This window comes from uncultured Planktosalinus sp. (assembly GCF_963973675.1).
GTDB lineage: Bacteria > Bacteroidota > Bacteroidia > Flavobacteriales > Flavobacteriaceae > Planktosalinus.
In genome coordinates this window covers 1-17197 of sequence record NZ_CAXBAN010000007.1, presented here as the reverse complement: position 1 = coordinate 17197, position 17197 = coordinate 1, and the positions used below count along the sequence as shown (strand labels likewise).

The 17197-nt window shown below is 35.0% G+C and carries 15 protein-coding genes and 1 tRNA gene; 8 read left to right on the top strand and 8 right to left on the bottom strand.

What is annotated here, in order from left to right; genetic code table 11:
- Window positions 1-563 (top strand): prolyl oligopeptidase family serine peptidase (locus AACY61_RS00705; RefSeq protein ID WP_339609193.1); only part of this gene is annotated, 563 nt, incomplete at its 5' end.
- A gap of 27 nt (window positions 564-590) precedes the next feature.
- Here the strand turns inward: AACY61_RS00705 and AACY61_RS00700 are convergent.
- Window positions 591-3374, bottom strand: a complete 2784-nt coding sequence (locus AACY61_RS00700) for an outer membrane beta-barrel protein (RefSeq protein ID WP_339609191.1) — start codon at window positions 3372-3374, stop codon at window positions 591-593.
- 259 nt (window positions 3375-3633) lie between these two features.
- On the opposite strand from AACY61_RS00700, the gene AACY61_RS00695 reads away from it, so the two are divergent.
- Complete coding sequence (locus tag AACY61_RS00695) at window positions 3634-4788, top strand: hypothetical protein (protein ID WP_339609189.1); 1155 nt, start codon at window positions 3634-3636, stop codon at window positions 4786-4788.
- Between the two features lie 40 nt (window positions 4789-4828).
- Here AACY61_RS00695 and der read toward each other — a convergent pair whose 3' ends face one another.
- Window positions 4829-6133 carry a ribosome biogenesis GTPase Der gene (der, locus tag AACY61_RS00690; protein WP_339609187.1) on the bottom strand — a complete coding sequence of 435 codons (1305 nt, stop codon included), beginning with the start codon at window positions 6131-6133 and terminating at the stop codon, window positions 4829-4831.
- A gap of 147 nt (window positions 6134-6280) precedes the next feature.
- Between der and AACY61_RS00685 the strand changes: the two genes are divergently transcribed.
- Window positions 6281-6724, top strand: coding sequence for a hypothetical protein (locus AACY61_RS00685; RefSeq protein ID WP_339609185.1), 444 nt, complete (start codon window positions 6281-6283; stop codon window positions 6722-6724).
- Between the two features lie 9 nt (window positions 6725-6733).
- Here AACY61_RS00685 and era read toward each other — a convergent pair whose 3' ends face one another.
- Window positions 6734-7618 carry a GTPase Era gene (gene era / locus AACY61_RS00680; RefSeq protein WP_339609183.1) on the bottom strand — a complete coding sequence of 295 codons (885 nt, stop codon included), beginning with the start codon at window positions 7616-7618 and terminating at the stop codon, window positions 6734-6736.
- A 309-nt stretch (window positions 7619-7927) separates the two neighbouring features.
- Here era and AACY61_RS00675 point away from each other — a divergent pair, with 309 nt between their 5' ends.
- The 3 genes from AACY61_RS00675 (at window position 7928) to AACY61_RS00665 (ending at window position 11101) form a co-directional block, all read left to right on the top strand.
- Window positions 7928-9145: a DEAD/DEAH box helicase gene (locus AACY61_RS00675; RefSeq protein WP_339609181.1), complete on the top strand. Its 1218-nt coding sequence runs from the start codon at window positions 7928-7930 to the stop codon at window positions 9143-9145.
- An 86-nt stretch (window positions 9146-9231) separates the two neighbouring features.
- A complete protein-coding gene (locus AACY61_RS00670) occupies window positions 9232-10908 on the top strand; it encodes a formate--tetrahydrofolate ligase (RefSeq protein ID WP_339609195.1) in 1677 nt (558 codons plus the stop codon).
- Window positions 10909-11028: 120 nt separating this feature from the next.
- Window positions 11029-11101: transfer RNA gene (locus tag AACY61_RS00665), tRNA-Met, on the top strand.
- 123 nt (window positions 11102-11224) lie between these two features.
- Here AACY61_RS00665 and AACY61_RS00660 read toward each other — a convergent pair.
- From AACY61_RS00660 to AACY61_RS00650, 3 genes are all read right to left on the bottom strand, one after another.
- Complete coding sequence (locus AACY61_RS00660) at window positions 11225-12757, bottom strand: hypothetical protein (RefSeq protein ID WP_339609179.1); 1533 nt, start codon at window positions 12755-12757, stop codon at window positions 11225-11227.
- Between the two features lie 93 nt (window positions 12758-12850).
- Window positions 12851-13591: a hypothetical protein gene (locus AACY61_RS00655; RefSeq protein ID WP_339609177.1), complete on the bottom strand. Its 741-nt coding sequence runs from the start codon at window positions 13589-13591 to the stop codon at window positions 12851-12853.
- Between the two features lie 63 nt (window positions 13592-13654).
- Window positions 13655-13855: a hypothetical protein gene (locus AACY61_RS00650; protein WP_339609175.1), complete on the bottom strand. Its 201-nt coding sequence runs from the start codon at window positions 13853-13855 to the stop codon at window positions 13655-13657.
- Between the two features lie 313 nt (window positions 13856-14168).
- On the opposite strand from AACY61_RS00650, the gene AACY61_RS00645 reads away from it, so the two are divergent.
- Both AACY61_RS00645 and AACY61_RS00640 read left to right on the top strand, forming a co-directional pair.
- A complete protein-coding gene (locus AACY61_RS00645; protein WP_339609173.1) occupies window positions 14169-14399 on the top strand; it encodes a hypothetical protein in 231 nt (76 codons plus the stop codon).
- Between the two features lie 114 nt (window positions 14400-14513).
- On the top strand, window positions 14514-15587 hold the full coding sequence (locus AACY61_RS00640; RefSeq protein ID WP_339609171.1) for a hypothetical protein: 1074 nt from the start codon (window positions 14514-14516) through the stop codon (window positions 15585-15587).
- On the opposite strand, the gene AACY61_RS00635 is transcribed toward AACY61_RS00640, so the two are convergent.
- Together AACY61_RS00635 and AACY61_RS00630 are read right to left on the bottom strand one after the other, a co-directional pair.
- A complete protein-coding gene (locus AACY61_RS00635) occupies window positions 15566-16075 on the bottom strand; it encodes a hypothetical protein (protein WP_339609169.1) in 510 nt (169 codons plus the stop codon). The genes AACY61_RS00640 and AACY61_RS00635 overlap by 22 nt on opposite strands.
- A partial coding sequence (locus AACY61_RS00630; RefSeq protein ID WP_339609167.1) for an ImmA/IrrE family metallo-endopeptidase occupies window positions 16062-17197 on the bottom strand: 1136 nt, incomplete at its 5' end. The genes AACY61_RS00635 and AACY61_RS00630, both read right to left, overlap by 14 nt.

The following is a 17197-nucleotide window of genomic DNA, read 5'->3' as shown; positions in this document are numbered from 1 at the left end:
GTGGAAGCACCAGCTACGGTGAAGAATTTGCGGCATATATCAACAACAATTATCCCAGTGAAGACTATGATGATCTGATGAGCGGAATCGACGCAGTGATTGCAAGAGGTTTTGTAGACACAGAAAGACTGTATATTACAGGTGGCAGTGGTGGCGGAGTGCTTACAAGTTGGAGCATTGGAAAAACAGATCGTTTTGCAGCTGCCGTTGTGAGCAAGCCCGTGATAAACTGGTATAGCTTTGCCTTGACTTCAGATGGTGGATCTGTTTATTATCAATATTGGTTTAATAAAAAACCATGGGAAGACCCTGCTCAGTATTTAGATCATTCGCCCATTTCGCTGGTAGGAAATGTCAACACACCCGCGATGATTATTTGCGGTGAAAATGATTATCGCACACCTATGAGTGAGTCTGAACAATACTATAACGCTTTGAAAATACAAGGTAAAGAAGCTATGTTGGTTCGCATCCCGGAAGCTAGTCACGGCATCACTGCCAGGCCGTCAAACTTAATACGACAAGTGGGTTATATCGTGGGGTGGTTTGATAAACATCAATAAAGTTTATCAAACTATTACTACATTAAGTTAAAAAAAGAAAAATGGGCTGTCGCTTTGTGTTTCTCCTTCTTTACCCAATGTATTGAATTTCCAGCTAAAGCTTACCATAAAGTACTGTTGAAGTACCGTGCTTTGAACATCCTGTATATAATTTTGGCTTACTGAACGTCTTGCATTTGTATTTTGATTTAAAAGGTCAAATGCTTTTAATGTAATAATGCCCCGGTCCTTTAATATGGTATAGGCAAGCGTACTGTTCCAAAACAATGAACTTCTTTGAAAACCAACTGCCACGTTTGGGTTGTAATTATAATTGATGTCATTGCGCCATTCAAGGTTTTTTGGTAAGAATGTAGCAGTTTGAATTCTTAAGTTATGGCTTATAAACTCTTCTTCTCCAAAAATAGCTATATCATATTCATTTCTGTTAAAACTAAGTCCGTATCTGGGTTTGATTTCCAATATATCTTTCCAAGTATAAGTAAACCCGACATTGGGGGTTAAGCTAATATATTTTGAAGCAAATTTTTCTTCATTGTTAAAGTTTATAGCCTTAGTTAAATTGCCCCACACCCCTGTATTGATTTTAATATTATGGATTGTATCAAGTTTAATAGATTTGCTGTAATTACCTCCCAAATAACCATTATAATTTCCGTTTACATTGGTATATGTTGTAGTTCTCTTTAGATTTTCATCAAAAACGATGATGGGAGTTACCTGATTGTTTACGATTGAAAAATTAGAATAAAAATTTAGCCCTGTCCCTTTTTGAAAATCAAAGTTGTTATAGCTTACATAAGCTCTGTGTGTGTTGATAGGTTCCAAATCAGGATTTCCTATGATTGTATTAAGAGGGTCAGAAACATCTTCAAAGGGCTGAAGTTGCTCTAAGGTAGGGGGTGAGTTATTTAAACTGTAATTAAAGTAAACTGATTTTTGAGGTGAAAATCTATAGTTCAAATAGGTGTTGTATTCAATTGCTTCAAAATTTTGTTTTACACTCAACGCAGGTCTTAATTTATCTGTAGATTCAAGTATCCTGTTCAAGTAGGAGCCACTTACACTAAGTGTAAAATCTTCTTTTCTCAAAGACAAACCAATTGCAGGGGTGCTTCGGCTGTTCTTAAATATAAAATCTGTGCTAAGCAAAGAATTAAATGAGTCATATTCCTGAGAGTTTTCATTAAAATCAAAGGTGCTCCGCAAGCTTTTTCGTGTATCTGAACGATAGCTGTACCTAAAGTCAATAAAGAGTTCCTTTGCAATTATCGGGACAGTGTATTTAATAGCTCCAAAAAAACTATTCAAAGTTTGATTCCTATCAGTTAATTGATTTCTGTTTTCGTCGTTTATTGGGTCTTCAGAAAAACTTGTAACTGAATTCAACAAATCATTTCCTTCAAGATCATTCCATTCATTGTTTATGTTAATCGTTAAAGAAGCACCTCTTTCTCCAAAACGTTTTGTAATATCGAGTGCATTTTTAACTATTTTTGAAGTTGAACTGGTCCTGCTGTCCAGCGTACTTTGATTAGTGATTTCTTGATTTTCATCTAAAGTGACTTCATCACGCAACTGAAAATTTTCAGTTGTACCATAACTTATTGAGGGTCTTACATTAATTAAAAACGTTGAGTCTATTTTTACATCAAACTTTATATTCGTACTGTGCAAATCGTTACTTTGTCTTGAAGAGGATATGGAATTTGTGAAAAAACGCGTATCAGGAAAAATATTTTCTCTTTCAATTGTTTCATCATCTACTGAATTTGCTCCAGAATAAAAATAATCTGCTGAGAGATCCATTTTTTCTCCATAAGCATCAGCATAGCTGGCGCCGGCGCTTCTGGAATTAACGATTCCTTTTCCAAAACCAAATGCTTTATCATCAATTTGAAAACCGCCTGAGGAATTCATCATAACAGTGCTTCCTCCTCCAAACATTTTCTGAATTTCCCCAAAACTAAATCCCGGCGAATTTGTATTGTTTCCCCCGCCTAGCAGACTTATTCGCCTGTCACCATCAAACCTGTTTACGATTCCGGCATATTCAAAACGTTCATCAGTACCTCCTCCTGCTGATAATCGACCAAATGTACCTTTGTTTTTCTCTTCACTAATAGTTAAATTAACTGTTTTATTTTCTTGGTCACCTTCTTCACCTGTAAAGGCTTCTGCATCAGTCTTGGTGTCCATCACCTGTACCTTTTCAATCATCTCTTTAGTGAGGTTTCGGGTAGCAATAGTGGGGTCATCTCCAAAAAATGGTTTACCATTGACTAAAAGTTTGTTTACTGGTTTTCCGTTTACTGTGATATTGCCTTCAAGATCCACTTCAACACCAGGTAGTTCTTTTAATAAGTCTTCAACAGTAGCACCTGCTCTGGTTTTAAAAGATGCTGCATTAAATTCTAATGTATCTTTTTTTATGGTAATGGGAGCTACTGACCGAATGACAACTTCATCCAGTGAATTTGCATCTGTTAGCAATTTAATTGGAACAGGTAATTGAATTTTTTCAATATCAATACCAATCACTTGTTTATAAGGTGCATACCCCACATAAGAAACAAACAAGCTTAACTCCTCTTCGTAGGTTTTTCCTGAAAGTAAAAAATTCCCGTTTCTGTCAGAAATTGTATAGGTATTTAAAGTGCTGTCACGTTCCCTTTCAAGATAAACTGTTGCAGATTCCAGTGGCTCCCCGGTTTCGTTGGCAACAATCTGTCCGGTTATTTCAAAGTATTTTACTTGTGAATGCGATGTGAGTGTAAATATTATAAAAAACAAAAAGAAACCTATTCTCATAATTTTGTTGACTTTTAATCAATTTCTAGAATCAAATCAACTTTAAAAATAGTTTAATTAATTAATAGATATACATTTAAAATAAAAATACTTAAATACGTAGCAAAAAAATGACTTATCTGATGATACTATACCCATATATTCTTAATAAAATTACCTTTTAAATGTATATATTATTCTATTTTAATATTTTTTATTAAGTATTAAAAATTAATTTGCAAATATTACTACATTTGAAAAACCAACCAAACCAATTCATATGTATTTCAACTATTTTAAGTTATCACTTTTAACACTTGGTTTACTCTTTTGTTTTTCAACAGAAATTTTTGCTCAGGGTTGTGTTGCTATTCGTGGAGGATCCAGTTGCAGCACAGGATTCGGCAATGTATTTAATTTAAGTAAAGGAGAAGTTTTAGCCGGAATCAATTACAGGCGTTTTAAATCTTTCAGACACTTTAGAGGTGATCATGAAGAACCACACCGAGTTGAAGATGGTACCGAGGTGATTAATTATTCTAATCTTTTAGATTTTAACGTGACCTATGGTATCACAAATCGATTGTATGCTACTGCTACACTACCCTTTGTTCATTTTGATCGCTCATCGATGTATGAACATGGAGGAAACCCGCCAAACGGACTGGGTGAAAGGCACTACACTACTGCATATGGACTTGCTGATATCCGTATTGGTGCAGGATATTGGCTTTTTGACCCAATTGAAAACCATACTTATAATTATGCAATAGGTTTGGGCTTTAAACTTCCTACCGGAAAACATGATTATACAGACACTTTTTATAATCAAGGTCCTGACCGAAATGAAACACGAGAAGCTGTTGTTGATCAATCAATTCAGCCGGGTGATGGAGGTTTTGGAATAACACTTGACTTTCAGGGAAACCATTTTGTAAGCGATCATTTTGTTTTAAGTACATTTTTGTTTTATATGCTTAATGTTACAGAAACCAATGGCGTTTTAACCAGAAACGGCAATTCAGAATTTTCAAGCCCTGATCAGTTTGCTGCTCTTTTAGGAGTCACCTACATTTCTAATATTAAGGGATTGGGTATTTACTTTGGCGGAAGAGTCGAAGGCGTTCCTTCAAGCGATCTTATTGGCGGAAGTGAAGGTTATAGAAGGCCGGGTTATGCAGTTTCTTTAGAGCCGGGTGTCAATTATGCCAAAAACAAATTCATTTTTAACTTGACGGTTCCAATTGCAATTTACAGAAATAGAATTCAAAGTTATTCTGATAAACTCATTACACAGCAAACAGGAGAATACAGAATAGGGGATGCTGCATTTGCTGACTATTTAGTTAACTTTAGTATTGCTTACCGATTTGGCGGCAAAAAACACAAGGAAATTGAAAGCGATCAACTTGAGTTTATAAATGATAATGACTAAAACACTGAATCATACTAAAAACTAAATCCCTAGGGTTTACTTATTTTTTTCTGAAATATATTGTAATAGGTACCCCGTGAAAATCAAATTTATCTCTTAGTTTATTTTCAAGAAACCGTTTGTAAGGATCTTTAATATATTGAGGTAGATTACAAAAAAACGCAAAAGTTGGGTGAGGTGTTGGCAGTTGGGTACAGTATTTAATTTTTACATATTTTCCTTTATATGCTGGAGGTGGGGTATGGTTTATAACTTCTAGCATCACCTCATTAAATTTACTCGTAGGAATTCTTCTGCTTCTATTTTCGTATACCTCAACTGCTGTTTCTATCGCTTTAAAAATACGTTGTTTGGTCAATGCAGAAATAAACACAATAGGCACATCAGTAAATGGCTCACAGTGCTCCCGAATCATCTTTTCAAAATTTTTGGTAGAATGGGTATCTTTTTCAACAAGGTCCCATTTGTTCACCAATATGACGACACCTTTATTGTTTCTTTGAGCCAGCCAAAAAATATTTTGATCTTGTCCTTCAAAGCCTCTGGTTGCATCGACCACCAATACAGCAACATCACAATGTTCAAGGGCACGCACACTACGCATTACTGAATAAAACTCAAGGTCTTCTTTTACTTTAGATTTCCTTCTGATACCAGCAGTATCTACCAAATTAAATTCAAAACCAAACCTGTTATACCTGGTATCTATGGCATCGCGTGTGGTTCCTGCAACATCAGTTACAATATACCGTTCTTCACCAATCAGGGCATTGATGAAAGAAGATTTACCGGCATTGGGCCTTCCCACTATTGCAAAGCGAGGTAGCTCATCTTCTACTTTCTGTTCTTTTTCAGGTAGGGTTTCAACTAAATCATCTAAAAGCTCACCTGTTCCACTTCCGTTAATACTGGCTATAGTATATATTTTTTCAAATCCCAGTGAATAAAATTCTGCTGCATCTGCCGCTCTTTTTGCATTGTCAACTTTGTTGACAGCAAGAAAAACGGGTTTACTGGTTCGGTGCAAAAGTTTGGCAACAACTTCATCCATTCCGGTTACACCGGCTTCCACATCTACCATAAAAATAATGGCATCTGCCTCATCAATAGCTAGCTCAACCTGCTTGTCTATTTCTGTTTCAAAAACATCCTCACTTCCTTTTACATAACCTCCTGTATCAATCAGTGAAAATTCTTTTCCGTTCCAGTCACTTTTTCCATAGTTTCTGTCACGAGTAACACCACTCACTGCATCGACAATAGCTTCACGACGCTTGATCATTCTGTTAAAAAAGGTTGATTTACCAACATTGGGCCTTCCGACCACAGCTACAATTGCAGACATTCTTGAAATTAATTTTTTGCAAAGGTACGTGTTTTGTTGTTAGTTTTACGTCAAGTTCCTATTTTAGGCACTTCTATTTAATGTGTTATGGAAATTGATAAACAAATTCAACTTAGGCCACGCTTTGAACGTATAACACAAGAGTCTATGAATGTAATCTCAGAACGGGTTGTCAATTTAAACAAAAATCTAAAACCCCGCTTTTATATAAAGCAACTAGATGAACATTTATGGATTTATGTTGGAAATGATTATAAAAAATATTACTCCCCGCATCTTCACATTGAGTTTGAACCACAAGAAAATGGCGAAACAAAAGTGAAAGGACTTTTTGGGCCCGACCCGGGATTGTGGACTCTGTTTATGTTTCTGCATTTTGTGGTGGCGGGAATCTTTATCATTTTTGGAGTTTTTGCTTATTCCAATTGGTCATTGGAGCAGCCTTTTGCGATTCATATTGCAGTTATGAGCTTAATGGTTATTGCCTGGTTTAGCCTTTATTTTATTGCAAGAAGTAATCGCAAAAAAGGAATGCCCCAGGCACATCAACTTGAGGGTGTTTTAAATAAATTACTTGAAGGAGGCAACTGATTTTTTTCACTATTGGTCATAACCAAATCGGCGCAATTGTCTTGCATCTGTGCGCCAGTTTTTATTCACTTTTACATACAACTCCAAATGCACTTGTTTACCGAAAAATTTCTCAAGATCTTTTCGAGACTCCACTCCTACTCTTTTTAGCGCCTCCCCTTTGTGTCCGATGACAATTCCTTTTTGAGTGTCGCGTTCCACCATAATGACAGCACGCATCCTGATGATGTTTTCTTCTTCAAAAAATTCTTCTGTATCCACTTCAACGCTATATGGAATTTCCTTTTTGTAGTGCATCAGGATTTTTTCACGGATGGTTTCATTGACGAAAAAACGTTCCGGTTTATCGGTGAGCTGGTCTTTTGGATAAAAGGGTGGTGACTCGGGCAGAAGTTCTATAATTCTGTCAAAAACTTCCTTGACCTGAAACCCTTCCAAAGCCGAAATGGCAAAAATCTCAGCATTGGGTACTTTTTGAGTCCAGAGCTGCACCTGCTCTTCCAGTTGCTCCTGATTAGATTTGTCAATCTTATTGATAAGCAACAACACAGGAATTTTTGAATGGATGATTTTATTAAAAAAATCTTCATCCTTTAATTCCTTTTCACCAATTTCAACCATATAAATCAGCACATCGGCATCTTCAAAGGCAGACTTCACAAACCCCATCATCGATTCCTGTAACTGATAAGCAGGCTTGATGATTCCGGGAGTATCGCTTAGAATCATCTGGAAATTCTCGCCATTAACAATACCCAGAATACGGTGCCTCGTCGTTTGTGCCTTGCTGGTGATGATAGACAGTTTTTCGCCCACAAAGGCATTCATTAAGGTAGATTTCCCCACATTGGGATTGCCAATAATGTTTACGAAACCGGCTTTGTGTTTTTGCATAACAAGAATTTGAAAAACAAAAGTACGGCTATTTTTTCATCCGTATATTCAGCATAGAGATGTTCAGGTTATAAGAACTCTTTAAAAAAATTGATTGTTATCATAAAAATAGCTTAGCTTTGCCGCCGGTATCGTGGTTTATAAAAACCAAAAATCAGATATCGCTACTCTTTTTCTTTCCTAAGTTTCGGAAATAACCCTCCAGATTACATATAAAGTTTAAGCAGTACAAAAAAGATTTCCTGTCACAAAGACCGAGACAGTGAACCTTTTTCAATAGATTCGGTCTTAAACTCTTTACGATTTATAATGACATTTGAAAATTTAAATTTAATAAGCCCCATCCTTGAGGCTTTAAAAAATGAAGGATACACAACACCCACGCCCATTCAGGCACAAACCATCCCGCTCGCATTAGAGGGAAAAGACGTTTTAGGCTGTGCGCAAACCGGAACCGGAAAAACCGCCGCATTTGCCATTCCCATCATTCAGTTAATGAGTGAACAGAAAAACAATCAAAACGGTAAACGCCCAATCAGGGCTTTGATTTTAACCCCCACAAGAGAACTCGCTATACAAATTGCCGAAAGTTTTGAAAATTACGGCGCCAAAACTAACCTAAAGTATGAAGTAATCTTTGGTGGGGTAAGTCAAAACAGTCAGGTGAAGTCGTTACGTTCAGGAATTGATGTTTTAATTGCAACCCCCGGGCGCCTGTTGGATTTAATAAGCCAGAAGTTTGTGCATTTGAATCAACTGGAGTTTTTCGTACTAGACGAGGCTGACCGTATGTTGGATATGGGATTTTTAAACGATGTAAAGAAAATCATCGCCAAGATCCCACAGAAAAGACAGTCCTTGTTCTTTTCAGCAACCATGCCTGACCCCATAGTGAAACTGGCAAATACCATTCTGGTCAATCCAACCAAAGTGGAAGTGACACCCGTATCAAGCACTGCAAACACGATCAATCAAGCAGTGTACTTTGTAGATAAAGAAAACAAAAAGCATTTATTGAAAGAAGTACTTTCAGATAAAAAAATTGACAGGGCTCTTGTTTTTACACGCACCAAACACGGAGCAGACAAGGTTGTAAAAGACCTTATAAAAGCCGGTATAAAATCACAAGCCATTCACGGTAACAAATCACAAAATGCCCGTCAGCGTGCCCTAAACAGTTTTAAATCAAAAGAAACCCGTGTGTTGGTAGCTACTGATATTGCTGCCCGAGGAATTGACATCGACGACCTTACTCATGTAATTAATTATGAACTTCCAAATATTCCTGAATCTTATGTACATCGCATTGGAAGAACCGGAAGAGCAGGATCTGACGGGATTGCCATCGCCTTTTGTGATGCAGAAGAAAAAGCCTATTTGAAGGACATTCAAAAACTCATTGGCAAGCAAATTCCTGTTTTGGATAACGAAAACTTTCCATTAGTCAACCATCACGTGGAAAAGACACTTCAGCAGGGTAGGTCTTCACGAGGTTCAGGACGTCGAAATAACTCTAGAAAAAGATAGACAAAGGGGGATAAAATTCCTTTCATTGACATTTATCATTCAATAAAAGTTTTAAAATCCCTATTTTTGAGAATATTAATCAGAACATAATTTCTATGACCGATTTAGACATCGCCAAAAAGGCCACTCCGCTCCATATCGCAGACGTAGCAAAAAAACTAGGCATCAATCCTGATGATTTAGAACTCTACGGAAAGCATAAGGCAAAACTTCCCCTTTCACTTATAGTCAAAACGAAAGCTGAAAGCAGCAATCTAATTTTAGTTTCTGCAATATCACCTACTCCCGCTGGTGAAGGAAAAACCACTATTTCAATCGGGCTTTCTGAAGGATTGAATCAAATTGGCAAAAAAACAACTGTCGTTTTGAGAGAACCCTCCTTAGGTCCTGTTTTTGGAATTAAAGGCGGAGCAACCGGCGGCGGCTATGCACAGGTAATTCCTATGGAAGACATCAACCTGCATTTTACGGGTGATTTTTCGGCTATAGAAAAGGCGCATAATTTACTTTCGGCATTGATTGATAATAACATTCAAAGTAAAACAAACTCTCTGGGGATTGACGCACGTACAGTTGCTTGGAAACGCGTTATGGACGTCAATGATCGCTCCTTGAGAAATATTATCATTGGTTTGGGTGGCACCGGCTCTGGCATACCTCGTGAATCGGGTTTTGACATTACAGCGGCTTCAGAAATAATGGCTATTCTTTGTCTTTCAACAGATTTAACCGATTTGAAAAAAAGGATGGGAGCTATTTTTGTAGGCTACACTTTCGACAAAAAACCCATTTATGCAAGAGATTTAAAAGCTGAAGGCGCTATGGCTGTTTTATTAAAAGACGCTATAAAACCAAACCTTGTTCAAACCCTTGAAGGGAACCCCGCCATTATTCACGGAGGTCCCTTTGCCAATATCGCTCAAGGAACCAATACGGTTATTGCCACAAAAATGGGCATGAGCCTATCTGATTATACCGTTACTGAAGCCGGATTTGGCGCAGACCTTGGTGCAGAAAAATTTCTGGACATTAAATGCCAAAGTGCCGATTTAAAGCCAAAAGTTGTGGTGCTCACAGCTACTATCAGAGCGTTGAAATATCATGGTGGCGCCTCATTGGATGATTTAAAAACACCCAATGTAACTGCTCTCAAGAAGGGCTTGCCTAATCTGGAAAAACACCTTGAAAACATTCTTCAGTTTCAGTTAACTCCTGTAATTGCTATCAATAAATTTATCACAGATAGCGACGAAGAAATTGAAGCCATCAAAGCATTTGCAAAATCTAAAGGAGTAAGAGTAGCCCTTGCCGAGGTTTGGGCCAAAGGCGGGAAAGGTGCTATCGATTTAGCCAATGAAGTTGTGGCCGCTGTTGAAGAAAACAAATCAAACTTCACCCCTCTTTATGATTGGAAATCTGATGTACAATCAAAAATTGAAACCATCGCCACAAAAATTTATGGAGCGGCTAAAGTAGAATATGCTTCAAGAGCTAAACTTGATTTAAAGAAAATTACCAATTTAGGTCTTAATGAGCTTCCTGTTTGTATAGCAAAAACCCAAAAGTCACTTTCAGACAACCCGGCATTGATTGGAAGACCCACGGGATTTACAATTACAGTCAGAGAAATCGAAATAGCTGCAGGAGCAGGTTTCTTAGTCCCAATAACTGGCGAAATGATGCGCATGCCCGGATTGCCTGCACACCCAGCTTCAGAAAATATTGATATTGACGATGAAGGAACTATTTCAGGATTGTTTTAATCAAAGATTTAACAATTCGTATTGCAGAAATAGAAATCTGTTGTATATTTGCAGTCCAAAAGGAAAGATGGTCAATGTATGGTTGGCATTTTATAAACATTTTTTCTTTTAAACCCATATCGCGGGATAGAGCAGTAGGTAGCTCGTCGGGCTCATAACCCGAAGGTCACAGGTTCGAGTCCTGTTCCCGCTACTGAGATAATCAGGCAGTTACAACGAAATGTAGCTGCCTTTTTTGATTTCTGTAAAACATGTGTAAAACAAATTACTTTTTCATTTTATAATTTAGATAGCCGGTCGTGAACGGTGTTTGAACTTAAGGTTTAACTTGATTAATTAATTTATCTAAAGCATCTTCTTGGAAAGTCTTATCATTATTATTAATTAGTTTAGGAAAAGCATTTGATAAATAAATACCCATATTCCAAGATTTGGTCTCTTTATTTAATAATTTTTCTTTGAAAACTTCTCTAATTCCAACCTCTTTAATTACTGGAATTAACAATTCGAAATCTCTAGTAGAAATTATTGTAAAGGGCATTTCTTCCAAGTAATCTTTAGGAAGACCGCTTTGTGAAAACAAAGTTTCTATTTCTTTAAATAACTCTTCATCAGTGAAGTTTCCAAAAAGGTACCATTCTTCAAGAGTAAGGATTATAAGGAATATTTCTTGCTCAGGATTATATTTTATGCTTGGATATTTGTTTTCTTTAAAATCTTTGATTGACTTATAGACTTGAAATACAAATTCTGCCATTTTTTTTATTTCAAGTTTAATTGGTTGCTCATCTTCAAGCCCTTCTTTAGCTATATTCTTTAGCCTCTTAGTTTTACACTCAATAAAGAGCAAAGATGATTTCTCTTCAATTATCCAATCTACAGTTTCTTTCTCACGCTTACCTATTTTGTACTTTTCTCCTTTAATTAATTTGAAACCATCATTTAATTTCTGAGAAACACAAAATTCACCAACATAATTTTCAAATGCAAATCCAAACTTTTCGCCAAACTTTTTATTTGAATTGACGAGATCATAATAGATTCCTGATGTAAGTTTAAATAAGATTAATAGTGGTATTGGTGCATATAATGTAATTTCACCTTTCGTGTTTTCCTTTTTAATAATAGGTCGAGCTCTCAGTGGATTAAATGAATACGCAAACTTATCATTAAACTGTTTGTTGCTATCATAAAATTCCTTTAACTCAGAAAAATCAATAGAGAATAATTTTAAAAATGAATCAATTGAAGTTTCATCAATTATTGATATATCACTTTTAAAAGGATAAATTATATTATGGCTTTTAAGAAAAAAACCACTAAACATTAATCCAATAATATATAGTTTATCGACAGTAATATTTAATTCATTTTCAACAATTGGCTTTAAGTCTTTATCAGAAAATATTTTATAATGCCTTATTAAGTCTTTTGTGTCTATTTTATTTTGTAACGGAAATTGTCTGTGAGCCACCCTAAATAATTCTACATAGACATTTCTTCTTTCCGAATAGATTTCTGAAATTTTATTTTCGAAATCCTTTAATTGATTGACTATTTTTCTTAAGTAATCCCACTCTCTAAGTGATTTCTTATTTCTTCTATCAGGAGAATTTATAATGACTTCCCTTAAAATGATTTCTAATTCCCAAGGGAAAAATTTCTTTTCGATAAAATCTTCTGCATCTATAAAATATTTAGCTACCTGTATATCTTGAGGCATCTTACTATTAAATGAAAAATTCTGTGAATATGCCCAAATGACGTATAAAGAATCGGCAAGCGATAGTTTTGTAAAATGGTTTTTTAATGGCTTGTAGTTTTCAAATATTTTTTGTGAATCCGTCATATAATTTAAAATATCCTTAATTTATTCTTTTTGAGCCCAAATAGTAGAATTTAAAATACTCTTACAAAAAACATTAGAAGAATGAGTATTCATTTATTTTGCCATAAATCCTTTTAATCTAAAAATCAAATCTGATTTGTGCCTTTCTTTCATATCAATATCCGGAAAGGCACACTTTAAACCCTCTTCAATATGCTCAATTATATCACTTAGATCATACATCAATTTAGAAATATGAATTGTTGATTCAAAAAAATTATCATTTTTACCTTTTACTCTTTCTCTGACAATATTGGTAAGTTCAATTTTTTGGATATTATTTTCTGGATTTTCATCTTTTTCATTAGAAAAAGTCACTTTAGGCATTTTTTTATTAGTAAACGACCCGGAATAAGTTGAGCAGAATATCGCTTTATTTGAATTAGGGTAACGCTTGAACCAACTTAATGCGCCGAAGACAGGAAAATCATTCTCAGCTAAAACTTGTTTAATTCTCTCATCAATATGTTGATAAGAATCTCGTAGATGAATAGCCTTATTTATTTCGTCTAAAACAGGTGCATTTAAATCAATTTCAAAATGTGCATTTAAAACTTTTCTTAGGACAACAGAATTGTTAATTATTGACCAAGCTTCTAAATAGATTTCAGAAAATTCGTAATCCTGAACACTATTATTTTTTTTATCTGTAATTCTTGAAAGTAGCCCAATTAAACGCAAGTATGAAAGTTCACAAATTTCCACACTATATCGTATAGCATTTAGCGATACAACGAGTTCTTTATTAAAAATTACAGAAGGGTTTTTTATTAAGGAATTATCAGACAGAATCATTTCAGTGATTAAATGTGGGAGATAATCAAATATATAAAATATATTGTACAGATTATCTCATTATCAGTCTTTCCCTTTCCCTTTCCCTTTTCCTTTAGACTTATATTTAAACCATTTTGTTATAATTTTAATTATCCCGTACATGGGAATAAATGATTTATAGCTTTTTGTAACGTTTTTTCTATGTTCTTTATTTAAAGGAATAAGTACTAAAAGCACTATTAATAAAAACCCTAGTAAAGATTGAAAATTACTTATTTCCATAATTATTGTTTTTAAATTTTGAGAATTAAACAATATCTGTTTTAAAAAAAATTAATTAATGCTCATGTTCTGCGAAGCAAGGTATTACTTGACTTTGTTTTAGTAAAGTACAGTTTCTTAACTCCTTTATCATTAATATGGAAGAAAGGTAAATAGGGTTAAAGTATAATGGTGTGACGTTAAATGAAAGGTAAGTTTTGAAGTCTTTGTCATTTAAAATTAAACAGCCTGATAAAGCCTATTACACATTCATATTTGAAAAATCCGATGCGATAAAAGTAATTTAAGCAGCCTGAAAAGGATACCCGAAGCGATGGACATCTACATGGTTGAACTTTTCCAGTCCCGGGAAATCAGTGATAGATCATTGACCCAAAAATTGGAATCCATTCAAGGGCTTTCGGAGTATAACAGGAATGTCGTGAAGATTTTGTTTGATTCCTTTATAGAAAAGTATGCTTTGGAAAAATCTTTAGAGGCCAAAATGAAGTCACGTCTTGAGAAATCGGAGAGAGTAAGTAATAAAGAACATATTTTATTTTAAAAAAGTAGTCTTTTATTTGCATATATAAAAAAATTTCTAACTGCGATAAATTTAATTTATTTTTTGTATTTTAGTGAACTACACTTTTTTTCTTCAATAATCTTTAATTTTTAAATGGTGTCTTGTAAAATTAAAAATATTGGCAAGCACAGAAATGGAAACTTTAAATATTGGTGTACTGCCCATAAATCAATTGTCAAAGTTAATGAAGAAGGCATTTCAAAAATCTGCGAAAAAGCACACTTGCCAGAGGTAAAAGAAGAAGAAAAACTATATATTGATCCTAGAGATTGGAAAGGTGGTATAGGTTTATGGGGATCACTAAAACCCATTTATAGTACAACTTCATTACAGATAGAGGACGAAGGAATCCATGTGCACGCTAGAAACACCGATGACGGAGAAAAGGATATTGATGCTACTTTTAAAGAAGTTTATATAAAGACCCCCTCCACAGATTTATTTAGTACTATAAAATACATAAAGTTAAATGCTGAAATAGCAACGGCTTACACTACATCCATGGTTACCGGAAAAATTATGAAGTGTATTCATTGTAGCCATTGCGGAGAGCCCCATATTGATTCTGATTACTTTGCGGTAACCTATCACCGTAAACATCTATGTACTTATTGCGGTAAACAGTTCTGGGATGAAATAGAGGGTATCTCGAATCCGGTTATAAGTATTAAGAAAATATTCGAGGACCAATTTGATAGACAATCTATAGAACTTGTAGATCGTGTACTAGATATTAAACAAAAAGATTATCCTGGAGGAATTGAAATATGGGGGTCAAATCCCGCAATTATATGGACACGAGGGAAAAGAGAAGAGGCAGGCATCCATGTTCATGTGTATGAGAATAATAATACCGGTGAACGAATTCATGATGAAACTTATGGTAAAGTTATCATTGATGATATTGAACTTTCTGAATCACAGGTAAGATATTTAATGATTCAAAACTCGTTACTTCATTTAGAAGGAAAAATATTAGCATTTAGTTGCACAAAATGTCATAAATATCATTTTGATCGCTTAGATTCTTCCATTCGTCCTCATCAACATCACCTTTGCGAATACTGTGGCAATGAATTTCAAACACAAATACCTTGCGTGGGAAATCCCTTAATTTATATTTTAGAAAAGCTCAATACTAATTATCAAGAACTACAAAAAAAGTGATTGCTAATATTTTTTGGTAAGAATCCCCCTTCACTAATCATGAGTCGATATGCAACAAAGGCATCCTTACACAACAAAATACCGGCTTGTACCGTAAATTTAAGTAAACGTAAAGACCCCATCGTCTTATCTTCTCCAATTACTGTTTCTGCCATTGCACGAGCCAGTCGGTCATCACAACACATAGTAAAGCCATTTTGAACACAAATAGCTACTGTTTCTGTTTCCCCGTCTCCCAATTGATAGGTTTCAAAAAATGAATCAACAAGATCAATATTAATTTCACCATCATATATCTCTATAACACCTTTGGATATAAATGTATTTATTATCACCTCCTGTTCAGGTAATTTTACCACCTCATCGTAAACAGCAGGCCCAATAAAAAATGTAGTATTCTCTAATGAGAGAACAGAATGTAAATTATTACAATTTATTAGATTAATTACCGAGCACGCATCCAAGCATATTTTTTTAATGATCTCCAAATTCAGCGTGATATTTAATTAGCCTGTTTAAGGGTATTGCAAGCATCTGCGCCATCCGTTCAACAGAAAAACGTCCTTCATTTATGAGAGTAACTGCTTTATGAATTATAAAAGGCGGTAGTAAATCGAAATCAAGAACAATACGCTCAGGGAGACCAAGTTCATTGGCTCTTTTTTCAGCGCTACCAAAGTCTTTCTTAATCTTTTGCGATAAAGAGTAACTACCTCCTTCAGGAATTAAACTGAGATGTTCAAATCGATTGGCAACAACATCAAAACTAACTCCATAGAACCTAGCGATATAAAGAATTTCTATGTCCCCAATAGGGCTATCATCAGGAATGCGGTTTATTTCTCGGATTTTTTTTAGCATAGTTACTATACCGTTGAGCGGGAGTAATAAAGCGGATGCAAATGTATTAGCAAAACGTTCCTGATACCCTTTTGAACTATTAAAATTACCAGGAATGTTTTTATCAAGATAGAAAAAATTTTCATTGCTGTGGTGATTGAGAATGTGTCCAAGTTCATGTGCCAAGGTAAAAAGCATTCTTCCTTCAAATCTCGGTGAGACAAAAAGAAAGATGTGATCTTGTACAAATGCTGAAGCACCATCAGCATTACTTCCTGCTTCCATAATTTTAATAACAAAGCCTAATTCATGAGAAAGTAATTGTGGTAAATTTGTCAAAGGTGATTGAAGATCCGCGGAAAAGAAAAGGGTTCTGAATTCGGTAGCCAAAATTTCTGCACTTTGATAATTATCGTTGGCTGGCTTAAGTATCTCCCGTATCGGCACTATCTTTTTTACATCAGCATTTATTTTAAGAATATTGGAGATGTATTTCCTAAACTTATCAATAACAACTAAGTCAATATCCTCTTCAACCGATTTGCGGAATAAAAAGTTATATTCCGGGGTCTCTTCAACTTTTGACAAAAGGGTAGATATGGGAGATTTAAAAAACTTACTCAGCTTTCTAAGATCATTATAAGTGGGGAACCTCTCCTGACTCTTAAAATCATTTATATCTTCCTCTGAAATCCCTGTGTTAATTGAAATTTTAGAAGTAGGTAGTTTAGAATTATTTATATACTCATGAAATACCCTCATTGGTATAT

Coding starts and splice junctions, on each gene's coding strand:
- AACY61_RS00645 (WP_339609173.1), top strand. CDS start 14,169: ATGGACATCTACATGGTTGAACTTTTCCAGTCCCGGGAAATCAGTGAT.
- era (WP_339609183.1), bottom strand. CDS start 7,618: ATGCAAAAACACAAAGCCGGTTTCGTAAACATTATTGGCAATCCCAAT.
- der (WP_339609187.1), bottom strand. CDS start 6,133: ATGTCTGCAATTGTAGCTGTGGTCGGAAGGCCCAATGTTGGTAAATCA.
- AACY61_RS00650 (WP_339609175.1), bottom strand. CDS start 13,855: ATGGAAATAAGTAATTTTCAATCTTTACTAGGGTTTTTATTAATAGTG.
- AACY61_RS00700 (WP_339609191.1), bottom strand. CDS start 3,374: ATGAGAATAGGTTTCTTTTTGTTTTTTATAATATTTACACTCACATCG.
- AACY61_RS00685 (WP_339609185.1), top strand. CDS start 6,281: ATGAATGTAATCTCAGAACGGGTTGTCAATTTAAACAAAAATCTAAAA.
- AACY61_RS00675 (WP_339609181.1), top strand. CDS start 7,928: ATGACATTTGAAAATTTAAATTTAATAAGCCCCATCCTTGAGGCTTTA.
- AACY61_RS00695 (WP_339609189.1), top strand. CDS start 3,634: ATGTATTTCAACTATTTTAAGTTATCACTTTTAACACTTGGTTTACTC.
- AACY61_RS00660 (WP_339609179.1), bottom strand. CDS start 12,757: ATGACGGATTCACAAAAAATATTTGAAAACTACAAGCCATTAAAAAAC.
- AACY61_RS00655 (WP_339609177.1), bottom strand. CDS start 13,591: ATGATTCTGTCTGATAATTCCTTAATAAAAAACCCTTCTGTAATTTTT.
- AACY61_RS00640 (WP_339609171.1), top strand. CDS start 14,514: ATGGTGTCTTGTAAAATTAAAAATATTGGCAAGCACAGAAATGGAAAC.